General features: G+C 72.1%; 12 protein-coding genes. 3 read left to right on the forward strand and 9 right to left on the reverse strand.

All coding sequences use genetic code 11. The annotated features are described in order from the left end of the window. Positions 1 to 55 precede the first annotated feature (55 nt). From F4562_RS10545 to F4562_RS10580, 8 genes are all read right to left on the reverse strand, one after another. Complete coding sequence (locus tag F4562_RS10545; protein WP_184539156.1) at positions 56 to 919, reverse strand: hypothetical protein; 864 nt, start codon at positions 917 to 919, stop codon at positions 56 to 58. A gap of 98 nt (positions 920 to 1017) precedes the next feature. Further along, entirely contained in the window at positions 1018 to 2406 is a 1389-nt protein-coding gene (locus tag F4562_RS10550) for an MFS transporter (protein WP_184539155.1), read from the reverse strand. After that, a complete protein-coding gene (locus F4562_RS10555) occupies positions 2403 to 3374 on the reverse strand; it encodes a zinc metalloprotease (RefSeq protein WP_184539153.1) in 972 nt (323 codons plus the stop codon). The genes F4562_RS10550 and F4562_RS10555 overlap by 4 nt, the downstream gene beginning before the upstream one ends. 96 nt (positions 3375 to 3470) lie before the next feature. Beyond that, complete coding sequence (locus tag F4562_RS10560; RefSeq protein ID WP_184539151.1) at positions 3471 to 3722, reverse strand: DUF3039 domain-containing protein; 252 nt, start codon at positions 3720 to 3722, stop codon at positions 3471 to 3473. A 330-nt stretch (positions 3723 to 4052) separates the two neighbouring features. Beyond that, a complete protein-coding gene (locus F4562_RS10565) occupies positions 4053 to 4631 on the reverse strand; it encodes a YqgE/AlgH family protein (protein ID WP_184539149.1) in 579 nt (192 codons plus the stop codon). Positions 4632 to 4867: 236 nt separating this feature from the next. After that, the gene (locus tag F4562_RS10570; RefSeq protein WP_184539618.1) at positions 4868 to 6280 is read right to left on the reverse strand and encodes an NAD-dependent malic enzyme; all 1413 of its coding nucleotides are present in this window, start codon (positions 6278 to 6280) and stop codon (positions 4868 to 4870) included. A gap of 216 nt (positions 6281 to 6496) precedes the next feature. Then, a complete protein-coding gene (locus F4562_RS10575; RefSeq protein ID WP_184539147.1) occupies positions 6497 to 7423 on the reverse strand; it encodes a tetratricopeptide repeat protein in 927 nt (308 codons plus the stop codon). Between the two features lie 180 nt (positions 7424 to 7603). Beyond that, the gene (locus F4562_RS10580) at positions 7604 to 8137 is read right to left on the reverse strand and encodes a MarR family winged helix-turn-helix transcriptional regulator (protein WP_184539145.1); all 534 of its coding nucleotides are present in this window, start codon (positions 8135 to 8137) and stop codon (positions 7604 to 7606) included. A gap of 288 nt (positions 8138 to 8425) precedes the next feature. Between F4562_RS10580 and F4562_RS10585 the strand changes: the two genes are divergently transcribed. Then, on the forward strand, positions 8426 to 9859 hold the full coding sequence (locus tag F4562_RS10585; protein ID WP_184539143.1) for a hypothetical protein: 1434 nt from the start codon (positions 8426 to 8428) through the stop codon (positions 9857 to 9859). A gap of 85 nt (positions 9860 to 9944) precedes the next feature. Continuing rightward, complete coding sequence (locus F4562_RS10590; protein WP_184539142.1) at positions 9945 to 10619, forward strand: DUF4230 domain-containing protein; 675 nt, start codon at positions 9945 to 9947, stop codon at positions 10617 to 10619. Positions 10620 to 10824: 205 nt separating this feature from the next. Here the strand turns inward: F4562_RS10590 and F4562_RS10595 are convergent, their stop codons facing one another. Further along, entirely contained in the window at positions 10825 to 12012 is a 1188-nt protein-coding gene (locus F4562_RS10595) for an acetyl-CoA C-acetyltransferase (protein WP_184539140.1), read from the reverse strand. Positions 12013 to 12096: 84 nt separating this feature from the next. On the opposite strand from F4562_RS10595, the gene mce reads away from it, so the two are divergent. After that, the gene (gene mce, locus F4562_RS10600) at positions 12097 to 12519 is read left to right on the forward strand and encodes a methylmalonyl-CoA epimerase (protein ID WP_184539138.1); all 423 of its coding nucleotides are present in this window, start codon (positions 12097 to 12099) and stop codon (positions 12517 to 12519) included. Positions 12520 to 12677 lie beyond the last annotated feature (158 nt).

Here is a 12677-nt window from a genome sequence, read left to right on the forward strand (position 1 = left end):
CGATCCGCCGAGATCCTCGCCAAGATCACCTTCACGTGCTAAGGGCCCGGGACGGTCAGCGCAGCCCCTGGATCACGGTCTCGATCTCGGCCCGCACCGCGGGGTCGTCCGGCTGGGCGACGGCGACCACGACGACCGGACGCGCTCCGCCCCCGGTGAGGAGGACCACCCGGAGGTAGGCCGGCCGGTTCACCACGTCGAGATACTCGGCCCGCACCGCGCGGCTGTGCCCGGTGCGTCCGCCGACGGTGATCGGCCGGTCGTCCACGACGTCCACCTCGTCGCCGTGGAGCAGCAGCCGCGCGTACAGGTCGCCGAGTTCGGCGGTGGCCTGGCGCGCGTCGGCGGCCGGCTCCGCCGGCCTGACCATGACGGTCACCGTCCTGCCGTCTCCCGCCGCCGACGTGAACGCGGTGACCGGCGGTTCCGCCCCGGCGCTCCAGCCCTCCGGCAGCGGATGGCTCACCCCCGCGGCCGGATCGCTCGCCCGGGCCGGTGGCGGCGGCTCGGGCAGCGCCCGTATCACCGCGACCATCCCGGCGACGATTCCGGTGATCACCCCGACGTAGATCCCCGCGACGAGCAGCGCGCGGGCCATGCGGCGCAGGCGGCCGGTCCTGCGGGACGGCGGCGGGATGGGCGTGCCGTACCAGCGGGCCGAGGGCGGGAGGTCGTCGCCCGGCTCGGGGATGCGGGGCGGCCAGGTCAGCCGGGAGCGGTCGGTCTCGCCCGCGTGCCGGCCGGCCCCGCTCGCCGGCCGCCCGATCTCACTCGCATGCCGGTCGATCCCGCCCACCCGTCGCCCGGTCTCGCCCGCGTGCCGGCCGGTCTCGTTCACCGGCCGCTCGGGCGGCGCCGGACGCGGGCCGTCGGGCCCCGTGGAGTAGGGGCGGCGCGTACGGCGAGGTCGTTCGTGCACGGCGCATCCTCCGGGCGGTCAGGGCGATACCGTCCTACCACGCATCGCCCGGCGTGACCCGGATATGAGTGATCGGTATCACGAAAGTGGCCGCCAGGTCAGGAGGCGTCCCGCATCCGCCCGGCCACGGCCACGCCGAGAAGCGCGACGGCGGCCGTCATCGCGACGATCGAGGTGTATCCGGCGGCGATGTCGTCGTGGCCGATCAGGTTGACCAGCGCACCGCCGAACCCGATCGTGAGTGCGCTGCCGAGGGTGTCGACGACCTGGAGGGCGGCCGAGTTCGCACCCTGCTCGGCGTCGGGCGACTGGCGCATCGCGGTCACGTTGACGCTCGTGGTGCCCACGCCCATGCCGAACCCGGCGATCACCCACGCCGGCACCGTGATCCAGCCGGTCACGCCCCACAGGGCGGCGGGCAGCGTCAGCAGGATGCCGGCGGCGACCGCCGCGGCGCCGATCCGCACCAGCAGGGGCCGGTCACCGCTCCAGCGGGTCTGCAGGTAGGAACCGGTCGTCCAGCCCAGGGCACCGATGGTGAGCGCTATCCCCGCCTCGCCGACCGAGAAGCCGTTCACCTTGGTGAGAAGCAGTGGGATGAACGCGTTGACCCCGAAGAACCCCGCCGCGAGCATCCCGCGCATCAGGACCGTGGTGGGCAGGCCCCGCCCGAATTTGAGCGCCCCGGGAGGCAACAGCCGCGACAGCCCCACGGCCATCACCAGTAGTCCCGCCACGGAGGCGACGGCGCCGGGCACCGGAGTGCCGTGCAGCCGGTCCACGCCGTACAGCAGGACGCCGGCGCCGCAGGCGGTGGCGAAGGCGGCCAGGGTCATCGCCAGCGGGCGGGAGCGGGGCCCGGTCGCCGGCTCGGGCCGCGTCTCCTCACCGCCGCGCAGCGCGGGCAGGAGCATGACGAGGGCGGGCACCACCAGGGGAACGATCCCGTAGAAGACCCACCTCCAGCCGATCTGCTCGGCGATGAGGCCGCTGAGGCCCGGACCGATCAGGGCGGGGAGCACCCACGCCGAGGAGAGCGCGGCGAACACCCTGGGCCGGACCTCGGGGACGTAGACCCGGGCGATCATCACGTAGATCGCCACGATGACCGCGCCGCCGCCCAGGCCCTGCACGGCACGGGCCACGATGAACAGTTCCTTGGAGACCGCGGCCCCGGCCAGGCCCATGCCGGCCGCGAACAGGACGACGCCCAGCACGAACGGCACCGCGTGGCCGCGCCGGTCGGACCAGAGCCCGGCCACGACGTTGGCCAGCAGGCCCGCGATGAGGAAGGCCGAGAAGCTCACGCCGTACAGGTCGAGCGCGTCGAGGTCCTTGGAGACCAGGGGCATCACCGTGCTGACGGACATGCCCTCGAAGGCGATGAGGGTGACGACGAGCAGGATGCCGAAGGTGGCGGTTCGATACTCGGGACCGAAGATCCGAGGCGGTTGGTACGGAGCGTCAAGCGTCTTCGGTGCTGTCACCCGTCAAGGGTAGTCGCCGTCTTCGGCTCCCGGTACACGGCCCACATCTCCTGCATCCTGACCCCCTGACCCGCGGTGAACCCCGACATGCAGTGGTCGTCGGAGTAGTCCATGAAGTTGTGGAACGGGTCGGGTCCGTCCCCCGCGCAGGTGTCCTTGGCGGCGGGGCAGCCCTGGGTCGAGTGCGCCTCGGGCGGGGTGTCGGCGATGCCGTCGCCCGGCTCCGCGCAGCCGCGCTCGAAGGTGTGCAGCAGGCCCAGCCAGTGACCGATCTCGTGGACCCCGGTGAACCCCCGGTTGAAGCTGCGCAGCGCGCCGCCCGGCAGGGTGCGCCAGTCGATGACCACACCGTCGAGCCTGGGGTCGTCCCGATAGCGGTAGGGGTAGGTGGAGTAGCCGAGCACCAGCTCGCCCAGCTGGGCGATGTAGAGGTTGAGCGTCTCCGCGCCGCCCTTGCGCATGCGTTTGATCGACCGCTCGAAGGTGATCGGGTCACGGAACCAGGTCGCGTTGACCGTGCGGGTCATGCCGTCGAGCCGGAACCTGATCCCGGTGTCGGCTCCGCCGAGCTGCCCTCCGTAGGCGGCGTTGAGCGTGGCGATCTGGCCACGCGCCGCCGTCTCGGACGCCCCGAGGCGGCCGTCGGTGATGACGTGCACCCACGTGGGGACGGTGACGGGAAGCCGGGGCAGGCGCGCCGACGGCAGACGGCGCCGGAGATCGGCGAGCATCTCGACGGCGTCCGCCGGAGGCGGGGCGTGCGGCTCGGCCCGGCGGGCGGGTGCCGCGTCCAGGACGGGCGGCTCGGCCCGGCGCGCGGATGCCGCGTCCAGGACGGTTCGCGCGCATCCGGACGGTTCGACGACGCTCGGCGGGCCGGGCACAGCGGACCCCCGGGCGGGATGGTACGGAACGGCGCCCGCTGTGAACAGGCATATCGAGACGACGGCGATCGCGCGCCGAACCATGGGCTCCCCCGGCAGATCCCGGCCACAGACCGGCCGCCACCCCCCGGCGGCATCCTGACCGTAGTCTCATCCGCGGCGGTCACCCATGCGCAACACTCATTCGTTGGTGTTGTCTTCACCCTTCGGGAGCCCCGAGTAGATCTCCTGGCACTCCGGGCAGACCGGGAACTTCTTCGGATCCCGGTTCGGCACCCATACCTTGCCGCAGAGCGCGCGGACCGGAACCCCGCTGATCGCGCTCTCCATGATCTTGTTCTTCTCGACGTAGTGGGCGAACCGCTCGTGGTCGCCGTCACCGTGCGACAGGTCCGGCCGGACGTCGCTCTCAGGGAGAATCTTCGTGCTCACCCTGACGATTTTATGCCCGCACCGCGGTGCCCCGGGCGCCGGTGCGGGCGGCGCGCCGCGACCGCCGGGGTGCGGCTCCCGCTCGGGGGGCGAGAGCCGCGCCGCATGGGCGTCGGCCCCGACGACCTGCTGCCCCACTTCGTGGTCTCACTCTTCACCACCGTGGCCCGGGTCGGCTTCGAACGCTGCAGGCCGTCGACCCTGGACGACATCAACACCGTCGCGGCCCGGCTGGAGACCGCCCTCGCACTGGCCGAGCGCTCCCTGCGGCCCGGCCAGGACCGTCCGCCGGCCCCGGCGGCCCGGTCCGGGCCCGGCCCGTCCGTCCGTCTAGTTCATCGACGGATCGTCCGGGCAGGTCGCCACATAGGCGAGCTCGCCCCGCTGACGGCGGAGCACCGCCCGCCAGAGCGACTGCGGCTCGTGGTGGAAGGTGTCGCCCGGCTCGGCGTCGACGACGTACCAGGCGCCCTCGCCGATCTCGTTCTCCAGCTGCCCGGCCGACCACCCGGCGTACCCGGCGAAGATCCGCATCTGGGCGATCTCGCCCGCGAGGATCTCCGGCGGGGCGTCGAGGTCGACGGTGCCCAGCCGGGAGACCGCCGGGGTGCCCGCGTGCAGCCGGCGCCAGCCGAGCGGCTCCTGCCCGCTGGGGACCGCGGCCAGCGCCAGCGCGCTGTCGGTCTGCACGGGACCGCCCTGGAAGAGGACGGACGGGCCGGTGACCATGGTGTCCCAGGTCGGGAGCACCTGCGTCACCGCGATGTCGCTGGGCCGGTTGAGCACGACACCGAGCGTGCCGCCGTCGACGTCGTGCTCCAGCACCAGGACCACGCTGCGCCGGAAGTTGGGGTCGTCCAGTTGAGGTGTCGCCACCAGGAGCCCGCCGACGTAGATCGCCTCCGCCATACATCCATGATGAAGGGTGAACCCCCCGCCGCGCTCCTTCACCCCCGGTTCCGGCGTCCACCTTCATGTCACGTATCGGACAAGGAGCGATCGATCACCCAGAGCGACGGAGATGGAGGGCGGCTCCGGAGGGAGGACGCCCACCGGCCGCCGGGCGTCTCCGCCCCGGCCGCACCGGGAGGCCCCGGGGAAGCACCCGGCTCCCCCGGACCTCCGCCGGGCCCGTCAGATCTCTCTCACGCCTCCGTCATACCCGTGCGCGCGCGACCGCCGGCCGACTCGCGCACCGCCGCCGCCACGGCGGTCGAGACGTCCGCGTGGAACACGCTGGGGATGATGTAGTTGGGGCCGAGTTCCTCGTCGGTGACCACGGCGGCCAGCGCGCGGGCGGCGGCGAGCAGCATCTCCTGGTTGACCACGTTCGCCTGCGCGTCGAGGAGACCGCGGAAGACACCGGGGAAGGCCAGCACGTTGTTGATCTGGTTCGGGTAGTCGGAACGGCCGGTGGCGACCACGGCGGCGTGCTCGCGGGCGGCGTCGGGCGAGACCTCGGGCTCGGGGTTGGCCAGGGCGAAGACCACGGCGTCCTCGGCCATGGTGGCGATGTCGTCACCGTTGAGGATGCCCGGCGCGGACACTCCGATGAACACGTCGGCGTCCTTGACCGCGCCGCGCAGGTCGCCCGCGTAGCCGTCGGCGTTGGTGTGCTCGGCGATCCACTGGAGCGAGTCGTCCAGGTCCTGACGGCCCCGGTGCACGGCACCCAGGTAGTCGCAGACGATCACATTGCGAGCGCCGGCCGCGAGCAGCAGGCGCAGCACGGCCGTACCGGCCGCCCCGGCACCGGCCAGTGTGATCCGGACCTCGCCGATCTCCTTGCCCACGACGCGCAACGCGTTGGTGAGGGCGGCGAGCACACAGATCGCGGTGCCGTGCTGGTCGTCGTGGAAGACCGGGATGTCCAGCAGGTCGCGGAGCCTGCGCTCCACCTCGAAGCAGCGCGGCGCCGAGATGTCCTCCAGGTTGATGCCGCCGAAGCCGGGGGCGATGAGCTGGACGGCGCGCACGATCTCGTCGACGTCCTGGGTGTCGAGGCAGATCGGCCAGGCGTCGATGTCGGCGAACCGCTTGAACAGCGCGGCCTTGCCCTCCATCACGGGAAGCGCGGCGGCCGGGCCGATGTTGCCCAGGCCGAGCACCGCCGAGCCGTCGGTGACGACGGCGACGGTGTTGCGCTTGATGGTCAGGCGGCGGGCGTCCTCGGGGTTGCGCGCGATGGCCATGGAGACCCGGGCGACACCGGGAGTGTAGGCCATCGAGAGCTCGTCACGGTTGCGCAGCGGCACCTTCGACTTCATCTCGATCTTGCCGCCGAGGTGCATGAGGAAGGTCCGGTCGGAGACCTTGTGGATGACGACGCCCTCGACGGCTTCGAGCTTGTCCGCGATCGCCTGGGCGTGGTCGGTGTCACGCGTGGCGCAGGTGACGTCGATGCGCAGCGTCTCGTGCCCGGCCGTGGTCACGTCGAGCGCGGTGACCACGCCTCCGGCGGACTCTACGGCGTGGGTGAGCTGACTGACGGCCTTGCCGCCGGCCGGCACCTCCAGGCGCACGGTGATGGAGTACGAAACACTCGGCACGGTGGCCACAGTCAACCCGCTCCTTTGCGACTGACTTTGGGTGGGATGCATCCATCGTGCCATCACCGGACGGGTGCACGCGCCCGGACGGCCGCCTCGGGGCCGCCGGCGCGGTCACGGCCCGCCGGACCGCGCTCCCGCGGGCCCGCCCGGCGCGGTGGCCGGACGGGCCCGGGGCACGGAAGGTCACCGGCCCCCGACCCGGAGGCCCGCGGGAGGTGAGGATCAGAAGAGGGCGCCGGCCAGGTTCCTGCGGGCCCTGCCGAGGGACGGGTCGTCGGCGGGCAGCGTGTCGAACAGGCCCAGCAGGTGGAGCCTGGCCTTGTCGCGGTCCGCGCCCGAGGTGCGGCGCACCACGCCGACCAGGCGGTCGAAGGCCCGGTCGACCTCACCGGAGAGCATCTCGAAGTCGGCGGCCAAAAGCTGGGCGTCGAGGTCGGCCGGGTCCTCCAGGCGGCGCTGCACGTCAGCGGGGTCGACGTTCTGGGTGCGCCGGATCAGGCCGAGCCCGGCCAGGCCCAGCTTGGCGTCCTGGTTGTTCGGCGAGCGGGCCAGCAGCCGTTCGTACGCGGCCACGGCGGCGTCGAGGTCTCCGGCGTCGATCGCCTGCTCGGCGGCCACGATCTCGGGCTCGGCCGGGGGCTCCTGCGGCCTGGCCTGCTCCCCCTCGCCGGGCGGCGGCAGATACTGCGCCAGGGCCTCCATGAGCTGGGAGAGCCAGTCGCGCAGCTGTGCCTCGGTCGCGATGCCGGGGGCGACCGCCACCGGCTGGCCCTGGAAGATGGCGTACACGGCGGGCACGTTCTGCACCCGCAGCGCCTGCGCGATCTGCGGGCTGAGCTCGACGTCGACCCGCGCGAGGACCCACCGGCCGGCGTTCTCCGCGGCCAGTTTCTCCAGCAGCAGGCTGTACTGCTTGGCCTGCTCGGCGCGGGAGACGGTGAGCTCCAGCAACACGAGGCTGTTCATGGAACGTTCGACGACGTCGGTCGCGAAGCTCGCGTCGGTGACGTCGACGACCGGCGCCGGAACACCGCCGGTTTCCTGTGCGGCGCTCTCCCGCCGCGCCTGTGCCTCAAGGGCCTGCTTGCGGGCGCCGAGGTCGACGGCGCCGTAGAGCGATCCGGGTCGAGTGAAGTCCGCTGGGCTCATACCCCCAATCCTGCCGCATCCCGGCCGCTGCACCCGACGCGCCGCCCTCGAAAAGGGGCGGGACCGGCCGCGGGCGCCGTGCGCTCCGCCGGGGACGCGGGCCCGGGGAGGCGCGGGACGCCGATGGAGCGGGTGGCCGCCCGCGGAGGCCGGGGACGCGGAGCGTCGTGACTCCCCCGGCTACCCCTCGAAGTCGCCGGCGGCGACCCTGAGTGTCTTGAGCAGGTCGAACATCTGCTCCAGCTCGTCCTCGCCGTACATGGTCATGCCGAAGCCGGCCGCCATGAGGTCGGCGGTCGCCAGGCGTACGACCTCACGGCCGCGGTCGGTGATCTCGGCCAGCACGCCGCGGCCGTCGCGGGGGTTGGGCAGGCGGCGCACCAGGTCGGCGCGCTCCAGACGGCTGACGGTGTTCGTGACGCTCGTGGGATGCACCATCAGCCGCTCACCGATCTTGGACAGCGGCAGGGCCCCCGTCCTGCTGAAGGTCAGCAGGACCAGCGCCTCGTAGCGGGCGAAGGTCAAGTCATACGGTTTGAGCAGCGCGTCCAGTTGCGAGAGCAGGATCTGGTGCGCTCTCATGATCGATGTGACGGCGGCCATGGCCGAGGAGGGCCCGAAGTGAACGCGCCACCTCTCCGCGGCGCGTTCGATGGGGTCGAACGGCAGATTCAGCTGACCTGTAACCACAGGGCTACGGTAGCGCGGCCTCATCCCGGTTCGCCCGTATACGAAGAGTGACCAGCCTCACGGCTTCACCAAGAACCCGGACGGCAAACATCACGCTCCGTTATGGTTCCCACATCGAATGGTGAGGCCGTGGCCAAGTGGCCACGCTGACTCAGTCGGGCCCGCCGGGGACGCGGGCCGGACCGGCGCCGAGGGGACCGGCTCCCGCACATTCACGGCACGGGGGGTGCTTGATGAACGACAACTCGACGGCGTCCGGACACGATACGGACGCGGCTTCCGGCGACGCGGCGTGGGCGGCCACGCCCGCCGGTGCGTGAGCGCAGGGGCGTTTCACGCGAGGAGCTCCGGCAGAGCGGGCTGACGGCGGTCGCCGTCCTGCTCGTGCTCGGGGTCGTCGCGGCGTGGAGCGTCCTGGTTCCCGGTGTCAGCGCGTGGGAGAACATCGTCGTCGCGGTGATCGGCTCGCTCCGGCTGACCGGCCCGGTGGCCGCCGCCTTCGCCGCCTGGGTGGCGGTGCGCAGGCGTCGCGTGATCGGCAGACGGTCGCTGACCACCTGGCAGGCGGTGCGGGCGCCGCTGGCGATCGTGGTGGTGACCGCAGGCGCGTTCACCGCCACCGCGCTGGTCCTGGCCGTGGGGAGCATGCTCACCGAGCAGGCCGGGCGCCTGCTGCCCAGCGGCCTGGTCATGGGCGCGGCCGGGATCACGCTGTACGTGGTCATCGGCTGGGTCACCGGCTGGCTGCTGCCGTGGACGATCACGCCGGTGCTCGCCGGGATCGGGTGTTACGGCCTGTTCAGCGCGCTGTCGCACGGGCCGACCTGGGCCGACCGGCTGGTCCCCGCCACGAGCGAGCCGTACGACCCGTTCCAGGGGTTGAGCGCGGCGGCCTTCACCGACCAGACCCTCTGGCTGGTGGGCGTCAGCGCCGCGCTGCTGCTCGGCTGGGCCGCGGTCGTGACGCGCCAGGCGCTCGTGCTGGCCGCCGCGCTGCTGGCGGTGCTGGCCGCCGGCACGGGGATGGCACGGCTCTTCTCCGAGCAGCGGCCGGTCTCCGCGCAGCGGGTCGTCTACAGCTGCCAGGAGTGGCCGATCATGGTCTGCGTGCACCCGGGGATGCAGGACGGCCTGCCCGAGCTGGGTTCGGCGTTCGTCGAGATCGCGTCCCGGCTGGCCGGGACGCCCGGCGAGTTCTCCCGGGTGGAGCAGCACCCCCGGCGTGACCGGGACTCCCCGGCGCCGGGCGTGATCGGGATCCACGTCGACGACCTGTCCACCGGTTTCGCCGAGAGGGCGGCCGACGAGTTCGTCGACGGCCTGGCCAGCCGGTGCGACGGCACACCCGCGGCGGGGTACCGCGACATCGTCGCGGCGTGGCTGCGGGGCGAACCGCTGCCCGGCGGTCCGTTCCCGGAGCACCAGTACGCCGCGGCGTGGTTCTCCGGCCTCACCGAGGCGCAGCGGCGCGACTGGCTCCGCCTCCACTACGGAGACTTCACCGGCTGCCGGTTACAAAGCACTCACTTCGGGGGGCAGGTCGGGCAGACCACCCCGACAGGGCAGATCCCGCAGCCCACCCCGCCGGGGCCGGGCACGGGCGGCGGCCCGGCCACCTCCCCGCCGCGGGACGACGTCTCCCACCAGGCACCGGAGACGGTCCCGCCGGCCGGGGGGCACGAGCCCGTCACGGGCGGGCCCGGTCCGTCCGGCGGGTCGCGCGCCGTGTCCCCGCCGCGGAGCTGACGGGATCGCGTCGTCGCGCCGCGGAGCGGGCAAGATCCGCATAGGCTCCGCGTGAGAAGGCGGCCGCCCAGGGAAGGAGAGCGCTGTGAAGCCCCCCCAAGAAGCTCCGCCCGAGACACGCCCGGCGTCCCGCGGACGCCGATGGCGTCTGCTCGCCGGGCTGCTCGTCGTGCTGGTCATCCTCGCCGTGGGTGCCCGCCTGGCATGGTCGTGGCTGAACCCGTTCGGCGAGACCGCGACCGACCGGAGCCAGCCCGTGCTCCTGGAGTCGATCCACAACCTCAGCCGCTTCGAGGCGGCCACCGGGAACTTCCAGGTCGTGGTCGACCTGGAGAAGGACGCCGCCTTCCTGCCGGACGCGGTCAAGGGCAGCCGGACCCTCTTCGTCGGAGCCGGCGGCGTCGACGCCTACGTCGACTTCGGCGGCCTGGCCGACGGAGCGCTGACCGTCTCCCCCGACCGCACCGAGGTCACGGTCAAGCTGCCCCGGGCCCAGTTGGAGAAGCCCAACCTCGACAACAAACGCTCCTACGTCTACGCCCAGCAGCGCGGCCTCTTCGACCGGGTCGAGGACTTCCTGTCATCGTCCCCCTCCGACCAGCAGGAGCTCTACCTGCTGGCCGAGAAGAAGATCGCCGAGGCTGCCCAGGCCAGCGACCTGCGCAACCGGGCCGACCAGAACACCAAGATCATGCTTGAGGGCATGCTCAAGGGCCTGGGCTTCGAGAAGGTCACCGTCAAGTTCGCCGACGAGACCTGACCGCACGGCCACGGTGAGTCCCTCCCTCCGGAATCCGCGCCCGTGGGCCCCGATTCCAGAGGGCCGGAGGGATCGCCTCACGTCGGCGCGGCGTCCGCGGGGATCGCGCTCCCGGAACGCCGGCCCCGGGGAGCCGCCGCGAGCCGGGAGCGTCGCCCCCGAAAGGATCACGCTCCCGGAACGCCGGCCTCGGGGGAATCTCGCGCTATGAACGCGGGACCCGGAGGATGAGGGCGTCACCCTGCCCGCCGCCGCCGCAGAGCCCGGCCGCGCCGAGGCCGCCGCCCCGGCGCTTGAGCTCGTGCGCCAGGGCCAGGACGATGCGGGCGCCGGAGGCCCCGATGGGGTGCCCCACGGCGATGCCGCCACCGTTGACGTTGACCTTGTCCAGCGGGACGCCCAGCTCCTTCACCGACTGCAGGACGACCTGGGCGAACGCCTCGTTGATCTCCAGCAGGTCGAGGTCGTCGACGGAGACGCCCTGCTTGCCGAGGGCATGCTTGATCGCGTTGGCGGGCTGGGACTGCAGCGAGTTGTCCGGCCCGGCCACGTTGCCGTGGGCGCCGATCTCGGCCAGCCAGTCGAGCCCGAGCTCCTCGGCCTTCGCCTTGGACATCACCACCACCGCGCAGGCGCCGTCGGAGATCTGCGAGGCCGAACCGGCGGTGATCGTGCCGTTCGGGTCGAACGCCGGCCGCAGCCGGGCCAGGGCCTCCACAGTGGTGTCACCCCGCACGCCCTCGTCCGCCGAGAAGATCACCGGGTCGCCCTTGCGCTGCGGGACCGGCACCGGGACGATCTCGTCGTCGAACGTGCCGTTCTTGATCGCGGCTGCGGCGAGCTGGTGCGACCTCGCGGAGTAGGCGTCCTGCTCCTCGCGGGTCAGGCCGAGCCTCGCGTTGTGCCGCTCGGTGGACTCGCCCATGGCGACCTGGTCGTAGGCGTCGGTGAGGCCGTCGTGGGCCATCGAGTCGACGATGCCCGCGCCGCCGTACTTCACGCCCTTGCGCAGGCCGGGCAGCAGGTGCGGGGCGTTCGACATCGACTCCATGCCGCCGGCGACCACGACGTCGAACTCACCGGCCCTGATGAGCTGGTCGGCCAGGGCGATGGCGTCGAGCCCGGACAGGCAGACCTTGTTGACGGTGAGGGACGGCACGGTCATCGGGATCCCGGCCTTGACCGCGGCCTGGCGGGCGGGCATCTGACCGGCGCCGGCCTGCAGGACCTGGCCCATGATGACGTACTGCACGGCCTCGGGGGCGACGCCGGAGCGCTCCAGCGCGGCCTTGATCGCGATACCGCCCAGCTCCGCGGCCGAGAGGCCGGAGAGGGAGCCGAGCAGGCGGCCGACGGGGGTGCGAGCTCCGGCGACGATGACGGAACCAGACATGTGAGGAGCCTCCCTGACAGGGCTTGGGGCGACTTTGCCACCATACCCATGAGTACACGAGCGATCGCCATGGAGGGCGGCACCATGTTCATGCGCATCGATCATGTGGGAATCGCATGTCACGACCTCGAAGAGAAGATCGCGTTTTTCGAGCGGACCTTCGAACTGACTGTGGTGGCCCGTGAGGTGAACCAGGAGCAGGGAGTCAAGGAGGCGATGCTGCACATCGCCGACGGGCAGGGTGGGGGATCGTACATTCAACTGCTCGAACCGCTCGATCCCGACACGCCGGTCGGCAAATTCCTGGCAAAGCGCGGAGAAGGCGTGCATCATGTTGCCTTCGGGGTGCCTGACGTCGCCCAAGCTCTGGAGACGATCGGAGGCCGGGGCGTCCGACTGCTCGACGAGAAACCGCGTCACGGCTCGATGGGCTCGTCCATCGCGTTTCTTCATCCCAAAGACGTGGCGGGAATGCTGACCGAGCTGGTACAGGCTCCCGAAAGGTAAGTGGCCATCATGTCGAATGTAAGAAACGTTCATACGTAACAAGTCGCGCATAAAGTCGGTCGGGACCTCCAACGCGGCAATGGCGGAGTACGCTGGCGTACCACCGGACGTGGGTCCCGCCCCGGCTCCCGCCTCGGATGCCAGAACTCCCCGTCCGG

Origin of the sequence: Streptosporangium becharense, from assembly GCF_014204985.1 — a bacterium.
GTDB classification, from domain to species: domain Bacteria; phylum Actinomycetota; class Actinomycetes; order Streptosporangiales; family Streptosporangiaceae; genus Streptosporangium; species Streptosporangium becharense.

Coding starts and splice junctions, on each gene's coding strand:
- F4562_RS10555 (WP_184539153.1), bottom strand. CDS start 3,374: ATGGTTCGGCGCGCGATCGCCGTCGTCTCGATATGCCTGTTCACAGCG.
- F4562_RS10565 (WP_184539149.1), bottom strand. CDS start 4,631: ATGGCGGAGGCGATCTACGTCGGCGGGCTCCTGGTGGCGACACCTCAA.
- F4562_RS10575 (WP_184539147.1), bottom strand. CDS start 7,423: ATGAGCCCAGCGGACTTCACTCGACCCGGATCGCTCTACGGCGCCGTC.
- F4562_RS10580 (WP_184539145.1), bottom strand. CDS start 8,137: ATGAGGCCGCGCTACCGTAGCCCTGTGGTTACAGGTCAGCTGAATCTG.
- F4562_RS10595 (WP_184539140.1), bottom strand. CDS start 12,012: ATGTCTGGTTCCGTCATCGTCGCCGGAGCTCGCACCCCCGTCGGCCGC.
- mce (WP_184539138.1), top strand. CDS start 12,097: ATGTTCATGCGCATCGATCATGTGGGAATCGCATGTCACGACCTCGAA.